Origin of the sequence: Synechococcus sp. HIMB2401, from assembly GCF_042883245.1 — a bacterium.
In the GTDB taxonomy this organism is placed as follows: Bacteria; Cyanobacteriota; Cyanobacteriia; order PCC-6307; family Cyanobiaceae; genus Parasynechococcus.
The window spans coordinates 156913-181049 of the sequence record NZ_JBDJKK010000004.1 but is presented as its reverse complement, the minus strand read 5'-3'; the positions used below and the strand labels follow the sequence as shown (position 1 = coordinate 181049).

The window sequence follows — 24137 nt, the reverse complement described above, 5'->3', positions numbered from 1 at the left end:
AAAAGCTCAAGGGTGCGATAACGAGCAGTGCCCGGATGTGATGCGCAGGCAGCCGTGGAGGTCGCCCTCGAGCTGCAGGGTGACGTCTGCATCCGTGGCGTTGGGGAGCACGCCGCAGTAGCTGCCGGCATGGATGCGTTCGGCCCAGCCCCGATTGCCCGAAACGGCAGCACTGCGGGGTTCCAGCCAGATCTTTCGATGGGCAGGCAGGGGAACCGCTGGTTGGGCTGCTGCATTGAGCTGCGGCACTGTGGCCAGTCGCCAGGTTCGGCAGCTGTCTCCGTCCTCAAGCAGCAGATCGATGTGGCATCCGCTGGGGTCGTCCGGTGCTCCGGTGTGACGCAGCAGGGCGTATCGCGGCAAAGACTTTCCCTCAGCCTTCAGTCTCCCTACCCTTCTAAAGCGTCCTGCCAACGGTCTTCATGGCCTCGCCATCGCCGCAGTCCAACGGCAGATTCGAGCACCACTTCCGTGAGCGCTTTGAAAGCCTGCTGCCGACGATCCAGGAGCGCTGGCCGGATCTGGCTGAGCACACGCTTGAAGCCACACGGGGGAGTGTGGATGAGTTGGTTCGTTTGATTGAACAGAACACAGGCCTGACGCCCCAAGGGGTTCGGGATCAACTGGAGGAGCTTCTCCATAGCGCCGGTGATCGCAGCCGCGACTGGGCCGACAGCCTGGATCCCCTCGAAGAGCAACTGGAACAGTTGCTGGATGAGTTGAACAGCACCCTGCGGCCGAAGATCGAGGCGCCTGTGCGTCAGCGGCCACTGCTGGCTGTGGGTGTTGCCCTTGGTGTTGGGTTGCTGCTGGGCAGCATGCTTCGCGGGGGGCGGCGTTCCTGATGGCCGATCAGAACTCTCCCCGCGGATTTGGAGCGGCAGCTCGGGTGACCGCACTGGCGGCGTCAGTGATGGATCTGCACGTGCGGATTGCCCTGCAGGAGGTGGATCGGGAAAAACGCCGACTGATCAGCGGTGGCCTGTTCCTCGCCATCGGAGGCATGGCCATGTTCCTGGCCTTGCTGGCAGGCGAAGCGTCGTTGCTGCTTTGGATTCAGGCCCAGTGGGCTCTGGATTGGATGCGCGCACTGTTGAGTCTCGCTGTGGCCAACCTGGTGCTGGCGGGCATCAGCTTGCGTATTGGCGGCCAGGTGCTTAAGGGCCCGTTCCTGCCTCAGACGTTGGAGGGACTGATGAAAACGGTGCGGGCGGTGATGGGACGGGTGTGATCAGCGGATGTCGTAGTGCAGCCAGCGGCAGTCAATGCCGCCGTTGCTCACGGGAATCCGTTGCTCGGCCTTCAGACGCAGGGCTCCCGTCAGGTTGCGATTTCCACTGAGCAACCAGAGCTTCCAACCCTTGGCCTGGCCTTTGGCGTAGTTGCCAAGTTCTCGATACAACGCCTCCAGCTCCCCTTCATCGCCGATCCGTTGGCCGTAAGGGGGATTGCACACCAACACCCCCGGCCCCTCCGGGAGGGGGTGATCGCTGAAAGTGCCCGTGCAGATGCGGATGACTCCACTCAGCCCAGCGGCTTCCACATTGGCCCGGGCCTGATCAGCAATGGCGGGATCCGCTTCAATCCCCAGGAGCGGCGGGAGGGTGAGGTCCCCCCTGCGCCGTTGCCGGGCGCGATCAGCTTCTCTGTCCCAGAGCTCCGGCTGGAAATCGGCCCATCCTTCGAGTGCAAAGTGGCGCTCCAACCCCGGGGCCTGCTGCAAGGCGGCCAGGGCCGCTTCGATCAGGAGCACTCCGGATCCACAGCACGGATCAACAAGGGGTTGGCTTCCATCCCAGCCCGTCAGGCGGATCAGCCCGGCGGCCAGATTTTCTTTCAGCGGTGCTGCTCCCATGGCGGCCCTGTAGCCACGACGGTGCAGGCTGCCCCCACTGCCATCGAGACTTAGCTGGGCTTCCCCACGGCCGAGGTGCAGGTGCAGGGAGAGATCGGGGTCGTCCAGATCAATCGAGGATCGCTCGCCCCAGAGATCCCGTTGTGCGTCAACAAGGGCGTTTTTCACCTGCAACGCCGTGAAATGGCTGTGGTTCAGTCCTGGTGCTGTTCCAGTCACATCCACCCGGAAGGTCATCGAGGGATGCAGCCAGCGCTCCCAGTCGAGCGCTTCGCGGATGCCGTCATAGAGGTCGTCCCGGCCTTGGCAGGGGAAGCGCGCCACCTGGCGCAACAGCCGGAAGGGAAGTCGAGCCTGCAGGTGCAGCCGGTAGAGGCAGGCCATGTCTGCCTGGAAGCCCACGGCACGCCTGCCGGGCCTTACGGCATGGGCTCCAAGGGTGCTGAGTTCGTCGCCAGCGGCTGCTTCCAGGCCTTGTGGCACAACGGCCACGGCGGATAGCCGGTTGATTCGACCCAAGGGCGTTGTGCTCCAGGTCACCACTCCTGTCAGAATGACAGGGTCCGGCTTCGTCGGACTAGGTGATCCACACCAGTGTTTCGGACAGCGGTTCGATTCCGCTCAGCTCCATTCCCCCTCACGGGGCTGCAATGGTTTCGACGGGGCATGAGGAGGGTGACTGAAGCCTGCTCGGTGAGAGCAAACCCGTAACTGCGAACAACATCGTTCGTTTCTCCCGTCAAGCAGCCCCTGTTGCTGCCTGACCCATTTAGGGAGATGGGGTGAAGTCAGCCTTATCACCCAAATGACTCGCGGGGGCTGGAAGGCCCCCTCAACATTCCTCAAAATGACTCTGCTGGAAGTGATTCCAGCGGAGCAGTTTTAGTTACGACGGAAGCTTTAAAACTCAGTGCTGACAAAAGTGCTGACAAGTCGCTTCCGCCTGTTCTTGTCGGCATGGACAAGGCTGAGGCGCTGGCCTTTGTCAGTCGAATGTTCGACACAGCAGCAGCCGGAGCCGTCCTTTGGGGCGACGCGCTGCTGATGAAGCGGTTTCTGAGCCAGTGCAGTCGCTCTGGCAGTGCTGAGACCGTTCGCGGCTACAAGCGCGAGCCGCGTGAGTTCACGCGTTGGCGGGATCGCAATCATCCGCATCTGCACTTACGCGAGATCAACGCGGCGTTCTGCCAGGACTGGGTGTCCCAACTGCGGGAACAAGTGGCGGCGGGCGAGCTGATGCCCCGCTCCTTCAACCGCCGGGTCAGCGCGGTGAGCGCCCTCTACCGATGGGCGTCGGAACCTACGAGAGCAGCTGTGACAGGAGTGCCGCGCAACCCAATCCCCCGAAGAACAGGAATGTCGGCACCAAAGTTGGCCAAACCGCTGGCTGAGTCGGATCTGAAATCAGTTCTCGATGTCATCAGTGCCGCGAAGCTAAGGGGGTCAGCCATCGCAGCGCGGGACTACGTCATGGTCCGCGGTTCCTACTTGCTGGGCTGCCGGGTCTCCGAGCTGTCTCGGCTGCGCTGGGAGGACATCGAACCGCTGGATGAAGGCGGCAACGTTCGCCTCCTCGGCAAGGGGAGCAAACCCCGCACCATCCGCGTCAGCACCGACACCCTGAAGCTGTTCGAGTCCCTTGGCCGCGGCGAGCCCGGCGACTGGCTTTTCCCAAGTAATAAAAGGAATGGCCCATTGACCCGTCAGGCGGTGGCCGCTCGCATGGCGATGTGGGGCCAGGAAGCAAACGTCCGGCTCCATCCCCATCGCTGCCGGCACACCCATGCGACTCATGCAATTCGGCGGGGGGTGGATGTTTTCACGCTCTCGGCGACGCTCGGCCACAGCTCGACGGGAACCACATCTCATTACGTTCTTGCTGAGCCTGGTGAGAGTTCATCTCTCAAATTGGGTTGATGGCCCTTTCTGACTTAGGTCGCCAACGGGTATCTGGACCTGCCGCAATGTGGGCCGCCACCGTGTCGGGGAGCTGTGGTGAGTAACGCTACGGAACCTGATTGAGCTGGCTGAGGAGGGCTAATGCCAAACGAGATCGACGTTTGACGAATATCTTTCCCTGGATGTGTAACTCAGCACACAGTTTGTGTTGTTGAGTTCAGCACATTGATTCATTTGGACCACAGCTTTTTTGAAATTCGTGCATTGTTCTTAGGAACTCAGCCGTAAATTTGGTGACTACGTATACCTGGTCAGAAAATTATCAGGCGGACATTGCAATGCGTCAGCTTGAGGAGTGTGGAGTTCCTTGCGAGTGCCCTCGCTGTGCCTCTGCGTATTACCGACTTCAGAGGATTCAATACGAGAAGGAACAGCGTGATCTTCGCAGGCCATCTCGAGACTATGTCCTTTACGACTAGGGGTGATGTAATGGAATATTCCTACCGCGATTGTCTAAGCGAAGAAATTGAGATTCTTCGATTGATGCTTTACAGGGATGAGTTTTTGACCTTAGACCCCAAAGCTTGCAAGCACTCCGGACCTCTCATAAGTAAAATAGAGGAAAATATGAAAGAGCTTTCTTGTATTGATGATAAGCCTGCCGCCTAATTCTTGTATGCGTTGATTCTTCTAGGCGGTTTGATGAACCCTTCGCTGTTAATTAGTGCGATTGGGTGATTTTAGGTATAAGTCAATACGTACGCAGTGTAAAGAATTCTCCATTTTGGAAATGCGTCAGTAGTGTCTGGCTTGCGATTCCGAATCTCAATGTTCGTCAGGTCTTTGATTGCATCTGCGTCTGCCGTTCTCCTTGCTGGGACGGGTGCCTTGGCTGGCGGGCATGGTGCTCCCGCTGCGGGTGCTGCCCCAGATGTCAAAATGCTTTTCAGCACGACAAAAACACTTGAGGGTGACTCTTTTGAGTATCCGGATGGTGCTTCTGAAATGCGACTTTTCCGCGTTGCCTTCCCTGAGGGCACGTCATTCCCTCTCCATACTCACCCGTCACCACTGCTCATTTTTATTCAGCAGGGCAAGATTGGCCTTGTTAAGCCAAACGGCAAAACCCATGTCTTTATGCCTGGCGATACTTTTGTAATTGCAGACAAGACGCCTGCACACACCATGGAAAATATGGGGTTGGGCCAAGCCGTAATGATGGTTAGCGTTGTTTCGGTTGAAGGGATGGAAACTGTTGTTATGGCTCAACCTTAGGCAGAGTGCTTACGCGATTTGTCAGATTTTGATCGGGATGAGTCGCGTAAAGTCGCTTTAAAAACTGAAAAATATAAAGAGGGGAACGGTTATTCACCAGCCCCCCTCTTTCGATTGCTAGGGCACCCCTCGCATTTACATCTTAGTACGGATTGTTGTTTTTTTTTGGGTTGTTGCTTGGGGAATCATCCCCTTATGAATGATCTCCCCCGAGCTTCGGAATGTCGCAAGTGTTCTTGCGTCCACTCACCGGCAATACCCCGACGCGTTGCCCGACGTGTTGCCGTTGTTCGCCGGGATCGTGCTCATCACCTACTGCGAACTGATCGCCCACCTGCTCAACACGGAACCTGATTGGCCATGGCAAAAGCCAACGCCAAAGCCACTGCCGAGCGAGTCGATCACCTCCAGGGAATGATCCTGGCTGGTGAGCCCAACACCGCTTGTCTCACCTATGCGCGACAAACATGGGGGGTGTCCCGGTCTCAGGGCTACCGGTTGCTTAAGAAGGCTTGGGCCCAGATCAAAGACGACATCGATGAGAGCGGCATCGACCGGCAGGAGCTGCTGTCCTGGTCAATCCAAACGTTGATGGCAGCAGCTGGGCAGGGGATGAAGCAGGGGAACCCCGGCGCTGTGGTGGCATGCATTCGCCAACTCGATCACATGACCGGCACCGGATACAACTCCCACCGCGGCCATGGAGTACGCCGTTGATATGCGTCGTCGAAACCAGCTGACGATAGAACGGAGAGCAGTAGAAGAAGTCCAAGCTCTTAGAGCCGATTCCGGGAGGAGTTGATCAGCTCTATTTGTCGCAGACTCTTCGTACTTTTTTGCCCATGAAATTCAGTCAAAATCACTCATAATTCGACGCAGGAACTGAGAGTTGCCTCAGAGGGTGTCGCTGCACGATCGGTTCTATCAAAGTTGGCTGCTCCAACTGCAGACCTGGGCAGCGGATGGGCGCTTCTTCTCAGCAGGCGTTGACGCACTTCAGCTCAAGCCAGGTCAAGCGACCGATCAGCTGAAGCAAATTGCCAATCGGCTCGCGGAGGGTGAGACACGAGATCTTCCACCCATTGAGGTATTGCCAGGCGGCGCCATGCCTGGGGCAGCCGGCGCCTATGCCAGCAGCAATAACACGATTTACCTCAACGCTAATTGGCTGAAAAGCGCGAGTAAGAATCAAGTTGTTTCGGTTCTCAATGAAGAACTCGGCCACCACCTTGATGCACTACTCAATAACAGCGATATAGCCGGTGATGAAGGCGAACTGTTTGCAATATTGCTATCCAAAGAGACTCTAGAAAGTCTCAATTTAGATCAACTCAAGGCAATCAGGACGGAACAAGATCAAGGGTTTATAGAAACACCTGGCGGCAGAAAGAGTGTTGAATTTGCAGTTATCACAGGAACAAATGCAGCGGAAACCCTCACCGGCACAGCCGATGCCGACACAATCACCGGCGGCAATGAAGGCAAGCATGCCACCGGTGACAAGATCTATGGCCTAGGAGGTGCCGACACGCTTGCGGGTGGATCAGGCTTTGACTGGATCTATGGAGGAGGTGGTGCCGACGAGATTTATGCAGGATCAGTCGGCGGTCTTGGCGATGCAACCCGCAATGGCTTATTTGGCGGCGAGGGAGATGACCTCATTTATGGCGGTAAAAAGCAAGATGTCCTACGTGGAGATGGCAATCAACAGGGCCTAGAAGTTCCCAGTAATTCTGGTAATGATGAATTGTCTGGGGGCAATGGCCACGATCTAATTACAGGCGGAGACGGCAATGATTTCTTATCCGGTGGTCAAGGAGATGATTACTTGGATGGCGGTCCTGGCTCAGACATCATCAAAGCAGGACCAACAGGGGACGCAAAATCAGGACGGACAGATTATTACTATCAGCATGATGGTCACTCGACTATTTGGACCGGTGCAGCTTCTTTAACAGGCAGCTCAACATTGATCAATGGCGAAACAATTACATTCGCCAACGGCACTGATGTCATTTATGGCTTCCATCACAGCGACGACCAGCTCTATCTTCCTGGAACCACTTTTAATGTCATCAACGGGGGAGATAGTCTCAATAATTTAACCATTGGCTCCAATTACTTTATCCAAGGAACCTGGTCCGTCAGCACCTCCGCAGAAGCGCTGTCTGCATATCAAGCCAGCAACTTTTCAGGAAGCTTTACCGCCGGGGAAGACGCTGCAGACAAGGACTTTCTTGTTCTATACAACGCCAAATCAGAGAGCTTCTTTAATACCAATAACACGAATTTCTTAGTCCTTAGCTTTGATGACGCAGGGTTAGATAGCAGTTCTTCATCAGAACCAGCCGACATGGTTGCTGATCCAAGCGAGAGCTTGCGTGAGCTACCGATCCGAATCAAAGGCCCGAGTGGGGACAGCGGTGACAATACTGTTAGCTACTCCATGCAAGATGGAGATGTAGATGTCCACACATTTACCAATGGGTCAACAGCCGCATCGAAGACGACTTACTGGGCCATTGTTGGTGGAGATGATGAGAGCTTGTTCGGTATTAATGAAACAACAGGTGCACTGAGCTTTGTTACTGCGCCAGATTTCGACAATCCAACCGACAGCAATACAGATAACACCTACGACGTCATTGTTCGGGCGAGTTACTCAAATGAGGCCACATCTTTCTCGCGCTCCACCGATTACCGCAGCGTTGACGTGATGCAGACCCTCGCGATCACGATTGACAACACGCCACCCACCGTTGCCGTTACATCCGATGTCTCATCCCTAAGCGCCGGAGAAACGGCCACCCTCACCTTCACCCTCTCAGAAGCCGCCACAGATTTCGTAGAGGCCGATGTGGCCGTCTCCGGTGGACCCCTCTCCAACTGGACCACCGTCTCCAGCACCGTTTACACCGCAACCTTTACCCCAACAGCTGACAGCACCACCGATGGTGTTATCTCCATTGCCAGTTCGAAATTTTCCGATTCCGCTGGTAACAACAATAACGATGGCAGTGACGCCAATAACTCTGTAACCCTCTCAATCGACACGACGAATAAATCATCTGGTGCGCCCTGCTTTGCTTCCGGTTGTTGCATCCTGCTTGCAAATGGCGTCGAGCAATTAGTTCAGAATCTTAGGCAGGGTGACAAGGTTATAACGCATTCAGGGATTAGAGAAATTTTTTGGATCGGAAGAAAGCATTTCAGCCAAAGTCAACTGAAGTTAAACAGACGTAATTCCCCAATTGCTTTTCTTGAAAATTCACTAGGAGACAATATCCCAGCTAAAACTCTTTACGTATCCGAGGGGCACTATTTTCATATAAACAGTAAGCTTATAGCCGCTGGATGTCTGGTTAATGGAATAAATATAATAAGAGTCGACCCAGATTTGCTTGAGAATGGTGTTTGCTATTGGCATATTGACCTTGGAGAAGAGCAACTTGTTAAATCAAATTCATGCTGGAGCGGATCATACTATTGCTGGTTTAACAGAAGAGGCTTTTGTAATTGGTCGGATTACGAGGGAGATCCAGATCAATGTACAAAAAAACTAGATTTGCCAAGATTTACATCCATTTATGACATCAAAGAAGACTACAAATATTTAGTCAGACGAGCATTAGGTCTGAGCAATAAATCAGTGTTCAATAGGCAAAAGGTGCTGACTGTATCTCCATGAACTCATATGAATGATGGCCTATTGTTTGCTGAAAAGAAGGGGCGAAGCGGATGGCAATTCGATCGTAACTGGACTTGCGTCAGTTCTTGATCTCGACCTCAATGCTCGGGCCTAGTTTTCGGGTCGGTCCCGCGAATACCTCTAGTGCTTTGCCAAAGCGAATATTAGTGGGGCCATGTCTGAAAATGAATTTTGCGGTTTTTACCTCTCCACTGGAATTTCTGTAGCTCACAACCCATGGCAGGTCAGGACAGCTGAACACACAAAGATCAGGACCTGTGTATTTAAAACTTACTAATTGGTCACGGCCAATTCCCTTCCCGTCATTGACTCGCATTCGACCGCTTTCAAATGTGACTCGACAATCATTTCCTCTCTTGCCGCAATATGCATCAAATGTTTCTATGACCTCGGTCTCCGCGGGGCCAAGGTCTGCAATTGCAGGGCTGCCTACCAGAAGCGGAAGTAGTAGCAGTAGGCGTTTCATGCGTCGAAAGCGGAATTACGTCCAATCAGTAGGTGGAATCCTTGAAGCCGTAGCGATTCATGAGTTCCTCGGTGGAGATCGGTGTGCCCGACCCCTCCGCGAGTCCGGGGATGCATTTGAACTTGATCTCGCGGTAAAGCTTTTGCAGCGCAGCGCCGTTTTCTTCGCACTGCTCCATCGATGCCTGGGGCACCTGATCGGTAAAGGCGGCCCCCCTCGTAACGAAGAAAAAGATCAGGTAAATGACTTCCATCAACCGGCCAGGATTGAGATCCCAACAGCGACAACCACTGCTGCGGCCAAGTACCAGATCCAGCTTGGGAGTTTCACCGCGCTGTCATCATCAGCCGTGCTGCGCCGAGCGGTTTTGATCTGACCGCATCGCACAAAGTCGTAGGGAGGCTCGTCCCATGGCTTGAATCCTGCTGTGTCTGCTTCCAGTGCTGTCGTCAAAGCCTTCTTGGTTTTGAACGTGTCGCTGACATCTCCTGTGGGCTCGTAACCCATAAGCATTTTCTTGAAGTCGCTTTTGTCCGCGACCTGGGGGGAATGACAGCGCCAGGCGAACCACTCCTTGCTTTCGGAATCGCCCCGAATGATGAAAATCTCACCGTTGTCGGCCAGCGAGTTGTACTTCCCGAAGTACTTCCCCGACGCTACGAACCGCGCATAAGCGGGGAATGAGTAGATCTTTTCGGCGGTAACCGTTTTGAGGATCTTCGGCATGGGGAGCCGTCGTCTTCAGTTGTCTTCAGTTTGGCTACGTAACTCAGATTGCGTCGCCAAAACGCCGCGGAGGCTGTTGCGCTGAGTGTCGAAGCGCAAAGAAAGGTAAAACCGGTAGCGACCGTCGCAGACCAGGTCGCCCCCTGAGAAATGAGAATCATTTGCGCCTTCAAGCTGTCGTTATGACTGAAGCGCTGAAACTCCCTTATTCGGTTCAAGGGCGCGGAACCATTGAGTCCCTTGGCAATCACTTTTATCGGGTTTGTGGCCCTGCGGGCTGCACCGTTGTGATGGGCCTTTCCAATGCTCTTTATCTGAGCCGGAATGTTCCCGAATCACCCTCCGCAGCTGACCCTTAAGCATTCCCTTGTGGTTCTGAGCTGACCAACCCCATGCGGGTGGAGCTGGTCAGCTCACATCACTGGCGTCGCCGTCATACCCATAAGGGTCCCGACGCTAATCACCACAAGCACCAGAAGCAGTATCCACTTCATCGAAAAAACCACAAAAAGCCCCCTGGTGGGGGAGCTGATACGTCCGAGTTCACATGGTGAGGACGGCGGGGAGGAGTGGATCAAAAGGTCCGTGAGCCCTCACCGGATGGCCCTTGAGCACTCCAGCTTTGGTTAACTTCTGGTTAACAAATATTTGTTCTTCCCAGTGAATCCGGACAAGCAGCACAAAAAATTACGCAAGCTCGCTTGCCGGGCTCAAGAGTGCTTGACACGAGAAGAGGCGCAGAAAATTTTGAGGAAGGCAGACAAGGCTCACCGGAAGCTGTCTCAGGGTTGATTAGCGCAGCAGCCTCCGCAGCTTCTGATTGGACGTAAGAGCCCTTGCGTCCACTCACCGGCAATACCCCGACGTGTTGCCGTTGTTCGCCGGGATCGTGCTCATCACCTAATGCGAACTGATCGCCCACCTGCTCAACACGGAACCTGATTGGCCATGGCAAAAGCCAACGCCAAAGCCACTGCCGAGCGAGTCGATCACCTCCAGGGAATGATCCTGGCTGGTGAGCCCAACACCGCTTGTCTCACCTATGCGCGACAAACATGGGGGGTGTCCCGGTCTCAGGGCTACCGGTTGCTTAAGAAGGCTTGGGCCCAGATCAAAGACGACATCGACGAGACCGGCATTGATCGGCAAGAGCTGTTGAGCTGGGCCATACAGACGCTCATCACCGCCAGCGGCCAAGCCATGAAGCAGAAGAACCCCGGCGCTGTGGTGGCTTGCATCCGGCAGCTCGATCACATGACCGGCACCGGATACAACTCCCACCGTGGTTACGGGTTTCACAGGCGCGTCCACTGAGCGGCGTCACACTGTTGGGATGAAAGGTTTATTGCTGACCTTGGGGGTGGTGTTTTTCTCTATGCCCGTTGGCGCGCACAACGTTCCCGTGGAGATGCGCACAACCATGAAGGTCTGTCTTGCAATCAACGACGCTCTTTACGAGAACTCCGTCGAAGGAGCTGACCGGAGAGATGCTGGAGCCTCAAAGGCCGAGTTGACGCACATCCAGGAAAAGCGCGATCGCCTTCACGAAGCCTGGGACGCTGTCTGCCAGAACCATGCCCAGGAGCTTTAGGGTCTCGCTCCGCAGAGCTGCGGATTCTTGTGCGTGATACCTCAAGAAAAAAAGACGGATGAGGCGGGCGTGAAGAACCCGCCTTTTTCATGCGCGCGCTTCGTAAGTGCGCTTACGTCAAAGCCATGGGCCGCTGGTATCGCTACTACCAAGAACCAACCACCGAGCTGGGTCGTCGGGTGCGATCCAACGTCCTGGTGTGGATGCTCATCGTCATGGGGTTCTTCACCTTCGGGGTGACCTGGATTTGCCTGATCGTCATCTTCGTCTTGGACCGCAGGGAAGCTGCGAACAACGTTCCAGCGGTACAGCCCACTCCAACGGTGAAACCTGCTCGCCAATCTCCAGGCCGTTACCCAAACGATTTCCCCGGGTTCAGGGAATGGTGCGCCGACAGGATTAAACGGATTGGCTACGAGGATCCGCCTGCCTACATGAAGGTGGCGATGGACACCGGGAACCCTGGTTTCCTGCCGACTCTCCTGCTTCAGGAGTTCTATGGGACTCCCGTCTTCAAAGCCTGGAAGAAGCAACAGCAGCAACAGCAGCAGTAGTAGTGCTCACAGCACCGGCAGCGCCGTCGTGCCCATCAGGGTCCCGATCCCAATCACTACAAGCACCAGAAGCAGCATCCACTTCATCGATAAAAAACCCCGCCTTGCGGCGGGGCCATCCAACCCTGTGGCCAATGGTGAGGACCTTGGGTTGTTGTGAATCAACAGGTCAGTGAGCCCTCACCGGTTTGACGTAACCGGTCATTACGTCGCTAGTAACCCTCGGGATAGTTCTTCTCTTCGGGTTGGTTAGCTAAAAGTCTGCAGTTATCGATTCAGTCGTGCCTGTGGGTTGAATCTCTCTAAAATGGAGTGATGGCAAGAAAGGCTCCCGGGCATCACTTGGGAGAACTGTTATTTGCAAGATGACGACATCTTTGCTTCTCGGGTAGAATAGTCGCACAGTCGTTCTTTTTGCATAAGATGCCAAGTGAAAAGCATTGACTCTCGATATTTAATAGATCCAAGATTCGTGTCTGTTACTGATCAGGCCTTGAGCAAAGATCAAGTAATAGATATTTATCTCCACAATTCTCAGGGGGCAACTTCTGTTTCCGGTGGTCCTTATGGGTCGCAAATTATTGATGCTTTGGCTTGGAGCGATGACGATATTCGCTTTGCGCGATCTTTGATTGATGACCTCGACTATCGCTTGGGTATTGATTTTGCTTTAACCTTCGACCGTTCGATTTCAGATATTAATATTTACATTGATAAGGAAATTGATTTGGGTAGTGATGGGCGGTCTCTCGGCTTAGCAGTATCCAATTTTTCAGATGAGACAGGTTATTTTTGGGAAATATTTTTGGATAGAGATGATTTTGGGAGTCAAAGATATTTTCGCTATGGTCTAATCCACGAAATAGCCCATGCTCTGGGTATGGAGCATCCATTCTCGGCTGACGATGGAGATCTATATGGTGATAATAATGATGCTTGGTCTAGCACTTATCCAGAGGAAACAGTAATGTCTTATCGCTCGCCTCTGGGTGATATTTGGCCTAACAGTTTAACTGATAACGATTGGCAAGCACTTGAAAGCCATTGGGGGCGGCAGAATGACTGGTCCTCTAGTAATCCTGCGCCAAAAAAATTAAATTATTGGTCAAATTCAAGCGTAGGCCATATAGCTGAATCGTGGATCAGAACAGGCTTGAATCAAGCCTCCGGGAAATTTGATCCGACATCAAACGAGCTGTTTATTAATACTGCCAGTAATACTTGGATGCGGGAGGTTTCCGTTAATCGTATCAATAAGGCAGACCATGGCTCGACTGACAGTTTTCTCCAGGCAAGGCAGCTTTCTTTTGACTCCACGGGTCTTCCTTCGTCTCAGGATATTTCGATTGACACGTCAATTCTTGTAGGTAATGAGTATAAAAATACTCTTCGTGGTCTCGCTGGTTGGGATATTTTAGAGAGTGGGGGTGGAGCTGATTTGATTCATGGCGGCAATGGAAGGGACATTATTGATGGTGGAGCTGGTTCAGACGAACTCCATGGTGATTTTGGCTGGAACACTTTCAAGGATCAGCAGGATGGCTCAAAGGATCTCATAGCTATTAAGTCCGATCAGCACTTGAGTAATTGGTGGTATGGAAAGGCTGGTAACAGCCCTAACGGGGAGAAGGCTGACTTTATTGAAGGCTTGGATGCCACTGATGAGATCAAGATCATTGGTGTCTTCACTCCCGACATCTCAGTGGTCGACAACGTCACCGCCAGAGGTGTCACTGGCATTGGCATTTATGCTAAAGGCACCCTTGAGGCGGTCTACACCGGAGGCAACCTGAGCACCAGTCAGATCCAAAATATGACGACTGGAGATGGCTCAACTACAGCCATGAATAATCAGATGTGGAGCTACTGGGGCGACAACACTGTTCCCCCTCTACAGGCTTGAATTGTTGGTAAATTACCAATAAGGATTTTTGGGCTTGGTTGATAGTGGTGAATGTCCTTGATGGTATCTGTCCCGATGTTCCGCTGCTGGACTTCATCGGCCAAGAAAATCATTGGCTTTGGTCAGCAACGCGAAAGGAGTCCTTCCGGATCACTCGTCAGTTGATTTAGTAGACCATCGCCGAGATGGACTTGGACCCTGTCGCCTCGGTTGAAGTCGAGAAGGCGTTCCTCGGAGCTGGCCTGCTTTCACCCGTAATCGCTTTACTGACAGCGAGAAGAAGCAACACCATTAATGAGCGATGCTGCAGATAGACGCCGGAATGGGTCTCAGCAAATTAACTGCTTTACTTCTTAAGTGTGAAATATTTTTCCCTCTTGCCAGAGTTGCATGTAGTTGTTGCCACTGTTGACTCCAAGGCCCTCTAGTCCAGGCTTTGCTGCTTCTTTTTCAGGAAGCCAAGCGGATTTGTGCCAAGCTGCGAGGTCGCCGGACGGCGTGACATACGCCATATTCTTGCGCCGATGATATGGAGTTAAGGGCATGAAGTGGCCATGCATTATGCCTCTGCTGGGTACATAGTTTGCAATTACTCTTCCAAAAAGGCTAGGTCCGCTCAGGCACAGAGGCGTTATCCCTTTGTTTCTTTTTTTGCAGTTTTCAACAATCATATTAATGGCATTTTTCAGGATGGGATGACCTTGCTTTGCATAAAAAAAGCCATTTTGACAGTCAGACATTTGGCATTCTGGCAGCAATATATTGTGCCCTAGGTCGTAAAAGTAGAAGAAATCTATTTCGCCTGGAAGCACTATATGTCGAATTGGCATAATTGAGATATCTATGTACCATCCTCCAAGTTTGTATATCAAGCAGTAACGCCCGAGGTCGGCCTTGTAGGCATATGGAACAAGGGATTTATAAGCATCTAAAACGTCTGGCTCAAAATATTTTTCGATGAAATTTTCAAGTTGCTTGTTTCTGTAAATATTATGATGATGGTGCCGGAACAATTTGTGGACGGTAGAGCTTGCCCTGGCGATTTGGTCTGGCAATGGGGATTCCTCGTCGTCCAAGAATATTTGCGAGATATGTTCTTTCATTGGTGGGTGCTACAGGTTTCTCCTGTCGTTCAGATTATGCGAGATTTGACCTTGCTGTCTATTTGCTTTGGCATTTCACCCAAAGATACATAAAAAGGTTTTGTCGTTTCTATGCTCCTACTCGCCTTTGAAGTAAAAAGCAGTTCGATCAAGAGTCGCTCACTGCCTTCTAAGTAGCTATGACGCGCAAGAGAGTCACCGCCAGCGAGAAGAAACAACGCCATGAATGGGCGGTGCGGCAGATAGATGCCGGAATGGGTCTCAGCGAATTAACCGCCTTTACTGCCGAAACATGGGGGTGCTCCCGGAGACAGGCGCGTGATGTCGTCGCTGCGGCCCTGATTGATTCGTTGGAACAGTCGGGTGAAGCACCGGTGGATTGCGATGCTTTTGTGGGCTCCACTGATGTGGCTGCAGGCGTCCTCCTCGTTCGCACAATCGTTGTTTGATCGTCCACCAACCCGGGTGATGATTCATAACCCTGAAGCAACCGAAGGCTTGCGCAATCGCACCACGATTTCGGTTGTGGTTCCTGAGGATGCTGGTAATTCCTTGGGCGCGATTGTTTTGCGGCAGTTGCCCAATCTTGATCAGTGGGATTGGGGCCGCCTGGAGCCTCGGGTTTATCTCGGCGATTATTCCCTTCGCGGCAAAGGAGCAAGAGGATTGGCCAGGGCTGTTGTCTCAGGCCCTGAAGAGGATTTGAGAATCGAATTCAATCCAGCGGTTGAGCCGGGGCACACCGTGAATGTTGTGCTCCGTGGCTTTAATCCTCAGTCCAGTATTTATCAATGGTCCACAGAACTACTGGCGGATGGTGAGGACTCCGTCCGTTATCTCGGACCCACCTTGCGTCTGAATGTTTATCAGCAGGATCCGTACCGTTAGTTCTTGATTCCTAGAGCAAGTTTGGGTAGGCATTGAGGAGTCCCCAGATCACCAGTGCGGTGATCGAGGCAAAGATCACGGCCGTCCATGCCGCCAGATCGGCGTTGTTGCTGGACCCTTGCAAAAGCTGAAGAAGGCGTGCCATCAGAAGGAATGCAAGCCCTTCGGTTCTGGCTCAGCTTGAGGGCAAATTCCAGTCTTGTATGCGAGTCCTCATACGTTTCGGGGGGCTCGACAGATACGAACGCTGTGCTCCAGACCCTTTAGTGATATTCCCCGGGGTGCTGAATCTTGGTGACGCTGACGCCGGAGGAACTCTTGCCGGAGAACCGCAGCAGTTCATCGCCGGAGACTTCATAACCCAGTTCTTGGGCAATCAGGGCCGCAGCATCGGCGCTCACGGCATGCAGCACTTGCTCCCTGAGCGAAGGATCTCTGGAGATGTGAGCAAAAAATTGCCGGAGTTGGTCCGTGCTCATGCGGTTGGGGATGTCGTGCCGATTCTGCCCGGTCTGGTGTTTCCTTTTGCCTGTTGACTGGTGCGCAGATCAGGTCTGATGGGATGACGCAACTCGCGGTGTCTGGCGCCTCCGGCAAAACCGGATGGCGCGTGGTGGAGGAGGGGCTAAAGCGTGGTCGATCGGTCCGAGCCATTGTTCGGCCTGCTTCCGTGCTGCCCTCTGCCCTGGCTCAGGCCGAGCAGGAGGGGCGCTTGGAGGTGCGTCGCCTGGAGCTGGACTCGGCGGAAGCGTTGCTCCATGCGCTGCAGGGCTGCACGGAACTGGTCATCGCCACGGGTGCTCGCCCTTCGATCAACCTGGCCGGTCCCTTGCAGGTGGACGCCTGGGGCGTGCAGGCTCAGGTGCAGGCCTGCCGCTCTCTGGGGCTGAAGCGCGTGGTGCTGGTGAGCTCCCTCTGCGCTGGCCGTTGGCTGCATCCCCTCAATCTGTTCGGCCTGATCCTGGTTTGGAAGCGGGTGGGGGAGCGCTGCCTGGAGCGCAGCGGTCTTGATTGGACTGTGATCCGGCCTGGTGGCCTGAGTGAGAACGACAGCCGCAGCACCAAGGAAGGTGTGCTGGTGACCGACGCCGATCAACAACAGAGCAACAGCATTCCTCGCCGCCTTGTGGCTCAGGTCTGCCTGGATGCTCTGGAGCAGCCTCAGGCCTGTGGTCGCATCCTCGAAATCACCAGCTCCCCGGCCCAGCCCCAGCAGACCCTGGGCCAGTGCCTGGATCAGATTCCCAGCCGCTCCCAGATCACGCCCAGATTCTCCTGATGCAATGCGGTGCTGAAGCAGTCCGCCAGCTCCTCCGCGGAGAGGCGGCTGGTGACATCCCCATCCGATTCGAGGTTGGCGCGGAAGTCGCCGCCGGCGGTGTTCCAGGCGGTGTGGGCATTGCGTTGGACGACCCGGTATGCCTCCTCTCGGCTCATGCCAGTGCCCACAAGAGCCAGCAGCACCCGCTGGCTGAACACCACGCCGCCATACACATTCATGTTGCGGCGCATGTTCTCGGGGTAGATCCCAAGACCCTTCACCACGCTGGTCATTTCCCGCAGCATGAAGTGCAGGGTCACTGAGCAATCGGGAAGCATCATTCGCTCCGTGGAGCTGTGGCTGATGTCGCGCTCATGCCAGAGGGCCACGTTCTCAAGGGCAGCAATGGTGTAGCTGCGCAGCACCCGGGCCAGACCGCTGATCCGCTCGCTGCGGATGGGGTTGCGTTTGTGGGGCATGGCAGAGCTTCCCTTCTGCCCCTTGGCGAAGTTCTCCTCCACTTCCAGCACGTCGGTGCGCTGCAGGTTGCGAATTTCGGTGGAGAAGCGCTCCAGGGAGGCGCCCACCAGGGCGAGGGTCTGCACGTAGTCGGCATGGCGATCCCGGGAGATCACCTGGGTGCTGGCAGTGTCGGGAGTGAGCCCGAGGATCTCGCAGGCGATCGCTTCCACCTGGGGATCGGTGTTGGCGTAGGTGCCCATGGCGCCGCTCACCTGGCCCACGGCCACATCCTGCTCAAGCCGTTCCAGCCGGATGCGGTTGCGTTCAGTTTCCGCCAGCCAGCCGGCCACCTTGAACCCGAAGGTGATCGGTTCGCCGTGGATGGCATGGGAGCGGCCGATCATTTCGGTGCCCTTGTGGGCCTGGGCCAGTTCGCGCAGGGCGTCGGCCAGGGCATCGAGTTCGGTGCGCAGCAGGGCCACGGAACGTTTCAGCTGCAGGGCCACGCCCGTGTCCAGCACGTCGCTGCTGGTCATGCCCACATGGATGTGTCGTCCGGCATCACCAACGTGCTCATTCACGTTGGTGAGGAAGGCGATCACGTCGTGGCGCACCTCAGCTTCGATTTCGAGGATGCGCTCGACCTCGAAGCTGGCTTTGGCTTTGATTGTGTCGAGGGCCTCTTGGGGCACACGGCCGAGCCTGCAGTTCGCTTCTGTGGCAGCGATCTCCACATCAAGCCAGCTTTGGAATTTCGCCTGCTCACTCCAGACGGCTCCCATCTCAGGAAGGGTGTAACGCTCAATCACCGGCGCGCTCGGTTGAACAACACGACAAATCTATGGGGCCGCCTCCGCGCGACTTGCTTTCAGCGCTGGGCCTCAATGAGTCGCGTTCCTCTCGGGATCTGCCTTGTCTTGGAACCCGCTCCTGGATGTTCAGTGTTGAGCTCTCAAAAATGCTCCTAAGAATTCACCGGCCCGGAACCGATGGGGACCGGGCCAATCCTGAACAGGGATCTGGCGTTCTGAGCTCAGAGAGCCGTGCTGTCGCGGTCGCCGGTGCGGATGCGAACCACTGATTCCACAGGGCTGATGAAGATCTTGCCGTCACCGATTTCACCAGTACGGGCGGCATCGGCGATCGACTTGACCACCTCTTCGACGCGGTCGTCCTCGACCACCACTTCGATCTTCAGTTTCTGTAGAAACTCAACGGTGAATTCCGAGCCGCGGTAGCGCTCCACCTGACCTTTCTGGCGGCCGAAGCCCCGCACCTCGCTCACAGTCATGCCGATGATGCCGGCCTCAACCAGCGCCACCTTGACGTCTTCCAGCTTGAAAGGACGAATGATTGCTTCGACCTTTTTCATGGGGGGAATACGGATCTGGTTTCAAGGATGCCGCGGTTCTCAGAGCCGTGCGTGGCCGCTGTTACAGAACGCTGCCGAAGCTTGACTTCCTAGGGTCGCTGATCAGAACTGGCCCCTACAGCCCTTTGACCCAGACCCCCCTCTACGGCGAACGCGCCATCGCCGAAGCCGAGCTGATCTGCTTCGACAACCCCCGGCCTGGGCGCCCCTACGAGGTTTCGATCGAACTGCCGGAATTCACCTGCAAATGCCCCTTCTCCGGCTATCCCGATTTCGCGGTGCTGCGCCTGATCTATCAACCCGGGCCGCGGGTGGTGGAGCTGAAGGCGATCAAGCTGTATGTGAACAGCTACCGCGACCAGTCGATCTCCCATGAGGAGGTCACCAACCGCATCCTTGATGATCTGGTGGCGGCCACTGATCCGTTGTGGATGCAGCTGGAAGCCGATTTCAACCCCCGCGGCAACGTGCACACCGTGGTGCGGGTGAGTCACGGCACCCGTCAGCCCTGCTGATCGACCACCCCCTGCTGCACCAACTGAGGCAATTCAGTGGCGAAGGCGGCGAGGTTGCGGTTGCAGAGGCCACCCACGCTGAGGGTTCCATCGGCTGAGATGGCCCACAGCTGCCGGGTGGCCACGAGGCTCAACCCACCGCCCACCAACAGCACCGCGAAGCCCAGATACACCAGCGGTACGCCTGGATCCCGCTTGAGCAAAAGTCCGCTGGCCGGCAGCACCGCGTCCACCCGCATCGGCAAGCCCTTCACCTCAGCGGCGGGACCACCCGGTCGCAGTCGGGCGAGCTGTTGACCGTCCGCATCGAACACCGTGGCAGGTCCCTGTTCGCTCTCCAGGCTCAGAAACACCGGTTCGGTTCCATCGGGGCGTGTCGGCAGCACCAGGCCCCAGATCTGATCACCCAGCTCCGGATAGGTCTGTAGCGGCAGCTCCAGCACGGGGCTACGCCCGATCTGCAAGCTGATCGTCGCCAGTGACCAATCGGCCTGGTAAATGGTGATGCCCCGGTGCCGCAGCGGGTGATTCACGCTGATCTCTGCATCCAAGCTTTGGTAAGGGCCCTGCAGCTGAAGAGCGGAGCGAAATTGTTCCGTGCGGCCCGCCGGATCTCGATCAATGGCGAAGCGGTCCAGGGTGATGGTCAGTTGGGTTGTGCCATCGCGATCCAGGAGATCGAGGCTGCGGCCGGGGGCCAGGAAGCGCTCCAAGCGGTTCCCCGCCAGTGCCCCCCAGGCTGCGCCAAGCATCAGCAGCACCAGGCCGGTGTGCACGAGCAAGGGCCCCACCCGGCCAATGGCGCCGCGTCGGGCCGCCAGCCGTTGTGGCTTGCGTTGCACCTCCCATCCGCCGGCCCGCAGCACCGTCTCCAGCTGCGTCAGAGCCCGGCTGGGGTCAGCGCAGGGCTGGCTTTCGGCGATGGCCAATTTGCTCAGCTGGCGTGTGGTGCGGTAGTCGATCCAGCGCCGGGCCGCCATCAGCGCTGGCCACTGACGGCGCCAACTGCAGAGGATCAGGGCGAGACCCAGCCAGGCCAACAGGGCCAGAAACCAGCCGCTGGAATACACATGATCGAGCTGCAACTGCAGCACCTGTTCGCCGTGGAGCAGCCCCAGCCAGGGGGTATCGGCGTAGGCATCGATGTAGCTGGAGGGCGGATCCCCCTGGGGGATGCCGGTGCCCACGGCACTGGCCAGGGCAATCAGCAGCAGCAGCACGATCGCCAGCCGCAGATCGCTGAGCCAGGCGGCCAGGCGTTTCAGTGGGCCTATCCCGTTCGTCATTCCCATCAGCTCCAGCGGGCCAGCAGGGTGAGCAGGCCGCTGGTGAGCAGCACCACTCCACTGGCTGGCGGCACCCAGCGACTGATGCCCCGCAGGGCGAGCAGTTTGGGGATGGCTGCTGCAAAGGTGCCCGCCAGCAGCAGGGGCAGCACCTGGCCGAAGCCGAAGCTGCTGAGCAGGGCCACCCCTGCCAGGGGACGTCCGCTCTGGGCAATCCAGCCCAGCAGCACCGCCAACACGGGGGTGGTGCAGGGTGAGGCCGCCAGCCCGAAGGCCAGTCCTGCTGCAACCGGCGCCAGCGGGGCCGGCACCTTCTGACGCCATTGCTCCGGGTCTGGACCGCTGGGCAGTGGAATCCGAAGCACCCCCAGCAGGTTGAGCCCCATCGCTACCGCCAGGATCGCCACCAATGTGGGGATCAGTGCCGGCACCTGGCCGTAGATCCGGCCCAGCAGTCCGCTGATGCTTCCCAGCACCACCAGGGCACCGACGATGCCGCCGCAAAAGGCGAGGCTGCGCTGCCAGGCCGGTTGGCCACCGTCAAAGCCCGCCAGGTAGGCCAGCGTCACCGGCAGCAAGGACAGGGAACACGGCCCAAGACTGGTGAGGGCGCCGCCACCGAACACCAGTGCCAGCGTCAGTGGGCCTGGATCCGCCAGGGCGCGCTGCAGCAGCTGCTCGCTGCTCTGGGCCAAATCGGAGAGCAGCAGCAGATCCACAGGTGCCCTTGAGTGTGCAAAGCCTATCCAGGCAAGCTTCTCAACAGACCAGGCTCAGCGTTGACGCAACGACCGTTGGCGTCCGTTGGATCGTCCCCCGATCAAGCCGGTGGATTCCAGTGAACAGCGGATCAGCAGACCCAGGATCACCAGGCTCGACATCAGCGAGTTGCCGCCATAGCTGATCAAGGGCAGTGGCAGACCTGTGGTGGGCATTGCCCCAGATGCCACTGCGATGTTCAGGATCGACTGGCCCACCAGGATCGTCGTGCAGCCGATGGCCACGAGCCGGGCCTGGTTGCTTCGGCAGCGCAGGGCCACCCGCAGCCCCACCCAGGCCACCAGCATCAGGAACAGCAGCAGCAGCACTGAACCCACGAATCCAAATTCCTCGGCGAACACCGCGTAGATGAAGTCGGTGCTCTGGATCGGCAGGTATTGGAGCTTCTGGGTGGAGAGGCCATAGCCCTGCCCCATCCAACCGCCCGATCCGATCGCCAGCAGGCTCTGCACCAGCTGATAGCCATCTCCCATCGGGTCGTTCCAGGGATCCAGAAACGACACCACCCGGATCCGCTGGTATTCATTGATCAGAATGCTTGCTGTGCCAAGCAGCGATCCCGCCAGGGCGGTGCCCAACAGGCTGCGCCAGCGCAGGCCGGCCCCTAGGGCCACCATCCAGAGGGTGAGTCCCATCAGGGCCGCTGTGGAGAGGTTGGGTTGCTTGAGGATCATCAGCAGCAGCCCTCCGAAGCTCCCCAGCCAGAGGAGCTTCTGGTCGAGGCTCATACGGCTCCAGGGGGCGAACAGGTTGGCGGCCTGCAGCACCACGAAGGGTTTTACCAGCTCCGAGGGCTGCATCTGCAGCGGACCCAGCACCAGCCAGCGGCTGGCGCCGTTCACCGTGGTGCCCATCACAAGGGTGGCGGCGATCAGCAGGCAGCCCATCCACAACCCTGGGCCTGACCAGCGCAGCCATCGCCGCAGGTTGGTGGAGATCGTGATGCCCAGCAAACTCCAGCTGGCCAAGAGCCAGATCGCCTGCCGTTTCAGATAGAAACCGCCATCGCCCATTTCCCGCAGGGCCACCCACCAACTGGCGGACGCCAACACCACCAGCCCTGCCACACTCCAGAATCCCGCCAGCCCCATCAACAGGCGAGCTTCTGCTGGCCAGAGCTGCCACGGCAAGGGCAGCAGCCGCTGAATCAGAGCCAACGTCTGAGTTTCTTGCTTACCCCGTCGTCTCGAAGCTCTTTGTAGGGCTGTCGCCTGACCCAAACGTTTGCTCAACCAGCATCAATGCACCATTGAGCCGTGAAATGCTTGCCTTGCCAAGGCACTGATTGAAGAGAATTGTTGGCTGGGAGTCTTTGCAGGGCTTGGTGAGCAGCGGTTTCGCTTATGCAACGTTCAACCGCTCATGCTCAACTTCCCATTGCACGTGGGATCCCCAGGATTGCTGGCGCACCCAGCAGCGTCCGCCGCGGCAGTGAAGCACCTGGAAGGGCGGCAGGTCGCAGGGCTGGTTGTCGATTCGCACAAAGCTGCCCGGCTGCAACAGCGGCACCACCTTGGCGGGTTGGGGGAGGTGGTTGGACACGTCCCTCGACGCGAATTGGGGCAATCCTCCTGGCAGAACAGGCTCCAGCCGCTGGATCGCCGGTTTTCTTCGGGATCGGTCTGCTTTTATGTCGCAATGGCGTCCAAACAGCGTCTTGATCTGGAACTCCTGACCCGTGGATTGGTCAGTTCACGCCAACAGGCGCAGCAATTGATTCGTGCTGGAAAGGTGCGGGATGGCGCCGGCACCCTGTTGGACAAGCCTGGAACGGAGGTGACGCCGCAGCGAGAACTGCGGGTGGAGCAGCCCCCCCGCTTTGTCTCTCGAGGGGGTGAAAAACTGTTGGCGGGCTTGAAGGCTTTCCCTGTACTGGTGGAGGGGCGCGTCTGCCTGGATGGCGGCATCTCCACCGGCGGCTTCACCGATTGCCTGCTGCAGCACGGCGCTACCCGTGTTTATGGCGTTGATGTGGGCTATGGCCAAACGGCCTGGAGCCTGCGAACCGACGAACGGGTTGTGTTGCGGGAACGCACCAACCTGCGCCATCTGCAGCCCGACGATCTCTATGGGGCCGACGACCCCTGGCCCAGTTTGGCGGTCACCGATGTGTCGTTCATTTCCCTGCGGCTGATTCTTCCGGCGTTGCGCCGGTTGTTGCGGGGTCCCGACACCGATGCTCTGGTGCTGGTGAAGCCGCAGTTTGAGGTGGGCAAGAGTCGCGTCGGCAAGGGCGGCGTCGTGCGTGGCCCAGCGGCCCACCGGGATGCCATTGAATCCGTGATTGCAGCGGCAGCAGAATCGGGGTGGCAGCCCCAGGGCTTGGTGGCTTCGCCGATCACTGGACCTGCCGGTAACCACGAGTACGTGCTTTGGTTGGGGGAGGGAGATGCCGCTGTTCTTCCGGATCTCGATGCTTTGGTGGAGCAGACCCTCAACGGTTGATGGCCAATAAAAAAGCCCGGTGTTGAACCGGGCTTGGAATTCGCTTT

General features: G+C 56.6%; 28 protein-coding genes. 15 read left to right on the top strand and 13 right to left on the bottom strand.

The features are described 5' to 3' along the window. Positions 1-6 precede the first annotated feature (6 nt). On the bottom strand, positions 7-363 hold the full coding sequence (locus tag AAXE93_RS10415; protein WP_115131781.1) for a hypothetical protein: 357 nt from the start codon (positions 361-363) through the stop codon (positions 7-9). Positions 364-422: 59 nt separating this feature from the next. Here AAXE93_RS10415 and AAXE93_RS10410 point away from each other — a divergent pair, with 59 nt between their 5' ends. Further along, on the top strand, positions 423-845 hold the full coding sequence (locus AAXE93_RS10410) for a YqjD family protein (RefSeq protein ID WP_115131782.1): 423 nt from the start codon (positions 423-425) through the stop codon (positions 843-845). Next, entirely contained in the window at positions 845-1231 is a 387-nt protein-coding gene (locus AAXE93_RS10405) for a phage holin family protein (RefSeq protein ID WP_390130562.1), read from the top strand. Before AAXE93_RS10410 ends, AAXE93_RS10405 begins: the two co-directional genes overlap by 1 nt. On the opposite strand, the gene AAXE93_RS10400 is transcribed toward AAXE93_RS10405, so the two are convergent. Beyond that, positions 1232-2374, bottom strand: a complete 1143-nt coding sequence (locus tag AAXE93_RS10400; RefSeq protein ID WP_390130561.1) for a class I SAM-dependent RNA methyltransferase — start codon at positions 2372-2374, stop codon at positions 1232-1234. A gap of 438 nt (positions 2375-2812) precedes the next feature. Here AAXE93_RS10400 and AAXE93_RS10395 point away from each other — a divergent pair, with 438 nt between their 5' ends. The 4 genes from AAXE93_RS10395 to AAXE93_RS10380 all read left to right on the top strand — a co-directional run bounded on the left by AAXE93_RS10395 (position 2813) and on the right by AAXE93_RS10380 (position 8717). Beyond that, positions 2813-3772: a tyrosine-type recombinase/integrase gene (locus AAXE93_RS10395; protein WP_390130559.1), complete on the top strand. Its 960-nt coding sequence runs from the start codon at positions 2813-2815 to the stop codon at positions 3770-3772. A gap of 825 nt (positions 3773-4597) precedes the next feature. Beyond that, positions 4598-5029, top strand: a complete 432-nt coding sequence (locus AAXE93_RS10390) for a cupin domain-containing protein (RefSeq protein WP_390130557.1) — start codon at positions 4598-4600, stop codon at positions 5027-5029. A gap of 360 nt (positions 5030-5389) precedes the next feature. Beyond that, positions 5390-5746, top strand: coding sequence for a hypothetical protein (locus tag AAXE93_RS10385; protein WP_390130555.1), 357 nt, complete (start codon positions 5390-5392; stop codon positions 5744-5746). 184 nt (positions 5747-5930) lie between these two features. Continuing rightward, positions 5931-8717: an Ig-like domain-containing protein gene (locus tag AAXE93_RS10380; protein WP_390130553.1), complete on the top strand. Its 2787-nt coding sequence runs from the start codon at positions 5931-5933 to the stop codon at positions 8715-8717. Between the two features lie 512 nt (positions 8718-9229). Here the strand turns inward: AAXE93_RS10380 and AAXE93_RS10375 are convergent. Then, entirely contained in the window at positions 9230-9457 is a 228-nt protein-coding gene (locus tag AAXE93_RS10375; protein WP_115131790.1) for a hypothetical protein, read from the bottom strand. Further along, positions 9457-9930 (bottom strand): hypothetical protein, encoded by a 474-nt coding sequence (locus AAXE93_RS10370; protein ID WP_390130550.1) that lies wholly within the window; start codon positions 9928-9930, stop codon positions 9457-9459. The genes AAXE93_RS10375 and AAXE93_RS10370 overlap by 1 nt, the downstream gene beginning before the upstream one ends. Positions 9931-10878: 948 nt before the next feature. On the opposite strand from AAXE93_RS10370, the gene AAXE93_RS10365 reads away from it, so the two are divergent. The 4 genes from AAXE93_RS10365 (at position 10879) to AAXE93_RS10350 (ending at position 13978) form a co-directional block, all read left to right on the top strand. Beyond that, the gene (locus AAXE93_RS10365) at positions 10879-11244 is read left to right on the top strand and encodes a hypothetical protein (protein ID WP_390130548.1); all 366 of its coding nucleotides are present in this window, start codon (positions 10879-10881) and stop codon (positions 11242-11244) included. A 19-nt stretch (positions 11245-11263) separates the two neighbouring features. Then, positions 11264-11521 carry a hypothetical protein gene (locus tag AAXE93_RS10360; protein WP_390130546.1) on the top strand — a complete coding sequence of 86 codons (258 nt, stop codon included), beginning with the start codon at positions 11264-11266 and terminating at the stop codon, positions 11519-11521. Positions 11522-11610: 89 nt separating this feature from the next. After that, positions 11611-12075 (top strand): hypothetical protein, encoded by a 465-nt coding sequence (locus AAXE93_RS10355; protein WP_390130544.1) that lies wholly within the window; start codon positions 11611-11613, stop codon positions 12073-12075. 493 nt (positions 12076-12568) lie between these two features. Further along, complete coding sequence (locus AAXE93_RS10350; RefSeq protein ID WP_390130542.1) at positions 12569-13978, top strand: hypothetical protein; 1410 nt, start codon at positions 12569-12571, stop codon at positions 13976-13978. A 353-nt stretch (positions 13979-14331) separates the two neighbouring features. Here AAXE93_RS10350 and AAXE93_RS10345 read toward each other — a convergent pair whose 3' ends face one another. Continuing rightward, a complete protein-coding gene (locus tag AAXE93_RS10345) occupies positions 14332-15054 on the bottom strand; it encodes a glycosyltransferase (RefSeq protein ID WP_390130540.1) in 723 nt (240 codons plus the stop codon). 206 nt (positions 15055-15260) lie between these two features. Between AAXE93_RS10345 and AAXE93_RS10340 the strand changes: the two genes are divergently transcribed. Then, complete coding sequence (locus AAXE93_RS10340) at positions 15261-15530, top strand: hypothetical protein (RefSeq protein ID WP_390130538.1); 270 nt, start codon at positions 15261-15263, stop codon at positions 15528-15530. 19 nt (positions 15531-15549) lie between these two features. Continuing rightward, the gene (locus AAXE93_RS10335; RefSeq protein WP_390130536.1) at positions 15550-15969 is read left to right on the top strand and encodes a DUF2808 domain-containing protein; all 420 of its coding nucleotides are present in this window, start codon (positions 15550-15552) and stop codon (positions 15967-15969) included. A 10-nt stretch (positions 15970-15979) separates the two neighbouring features. Here the strand turns inward: AAXE93_RS10335 and AAXE93_RS10330 are convergent, their stop codons facing one another. Together AAXE93_RS10330 and AAXE93_RS10325 are read right to left on the bottom strand one after the other, a co-directional pair. Further along, positions 15980-16114, bottom strand: a complete 135-nt coding sequence (locus AAXE93_RS10330) for a hypothetical protein (RefSeq protein ID WP_255441776.1) — start codon at positions 16112-16114, stop codon at positions 15980-15982. Between the two features lie 118 nt (positions 16115-16232). Next, positions 16233-16448 carry a Nif11-like leader peptide family natural product precursor gene (locus tag AAXE93_RS10325; RefSeq protein WP_226413585.1) on the bottom strand — a complete coding sequence of 72 codons (216 nt, stop codon included), beginning with the start codon at positions 16446-16448 and terminating at the stop codon, positions 16233-16235. Positions 16449-16531: 83 nt separating this feature from the next. Here AAXE93_RS10325 and AAXE93_RS10320 point away from each other — a divergent pair, with 83 nt between their 5' ends. After that, entirely contained in the window at positions 16532-17248 is a 717-nt protein-coding gene (locus AAXE93_RS10320; RefSeq protein ID WP_390130534.1) for an SDR family oxidoreductase, read from the top strand. Here the strand turns inward: AAXE93_RS10320 and purB are convergent. Together purB and AAXE93_RS10310 are read right to left on the bottom strand one after the other, a co-directional pair. Beyond that, a complete protein-coding gene (gene purB / locus AAXE93_RS10315) occupies positions 17206-18501 on the bottom strand; it encodes an adenylosuccinate lyase (RefSeq protein ID WP_390130532.1) in 1296 nt (431 codons plus the stop codon). The genes AAXE93_RS10320 and purB overlap by 43 nt on opposite strands. A gap of 224 nt (positions 18502-18725) precedes the next feature. Beyond that, positions 18726-19064 carry a P-II family nitrogen regulator gene (locus tag AAXE93_RS10310; RefSeq protein WP_006851285.1) on the bottom strand — a complete coding sequence of 113 codons (339 nt, stop codon included), beginning with the start codon at positions 19062-19064 and terminating at the stop codon, positions 18726-18728. Positions 19065-19189: 125 nt separating this feature from the next. Between AAXE93_RS10310 and queF the strand changes: the two genes are divergently transcribed. Beyond that, complete coding sequence (gene queF, locus AAXE93_RS10305) at positions 19190-19579, top strand: preQ(1) synthase (RefSeq protein WP_390130529.1); 390 nt, start codon at positions 19190-19192, stop codon at positions 19577-19579. Here the strand turns inward: queF and AAXE93_RS10300 are convergent. The 4 genes from AAXE93_RS10300 to AAXE93_RS10285 all read right to left on the bottom strand — a co-directional run bounded on the left by AAXE93_RS10300 (position 19567) and on the right by AAXE93_RS10285 (position 23187). Next, entirely contained in the window at positions 19567-20865 is a 1299-nt protein-coding gene (locus AAXE93_RS10300; protein ID WP_390130527.1) for a cytochrome c biogenesis protein ResB, read from the bottom strand. The genes queF and AAXE93_RS10300 overlap by 13 nt on opposite strands. 5 nt (positions 20866-20870) lie before the next feature. Further along, a complete protein-coding gene (locus tag AAXE93_RS10295; protein WP_390130525.1) occupies positions 20871-21584 on the bottom strand; it encodes a cytochrome c biogenesis CcdA family protein in 714 nt (237 codons plus the stop codon). A 54-nt stretch (positions 21585-21638) separates the two neighbouring features. Continuing rightward, complete coding sequence (locus AAXE93_RS10290; protein ID WP_390130523.1) at positions 21639-22802, bottom strand: FtsW/RodA/SpoVE family cell cycle protein; 1164 nt, start codon at positions 22800-22802, stop codon at positions 21639-21641. 184 nt (positions 22803-22986) lie between these two features. Beyond that, a complete protein-coding gene (locus AAXE93_RS10285) occupies positions 22987-23187 on the bottom strand; it encodes a hypothetical protein (protein WP_390130521.1) in 201 nt (66 codons plus the stop codon). Positions 23188-23283: 96 nt separating this feature from the next. Between AAXE93_RS10285 and AAXE93_RS10280 the strand changes: the two genes are divergently transcribed. Continuing rightward, positions 23284-24090, top strand: coding sequence for a TlyA family RNA methyltransferase (locus tag AAXE93_RS10280; protein ID WP_390130519.1), 807 nt, complete (start codon positions 23284-23286; stop codon positions 24088-24090). Positions 24091-24137: the final 47 nt, after the last annotated feature.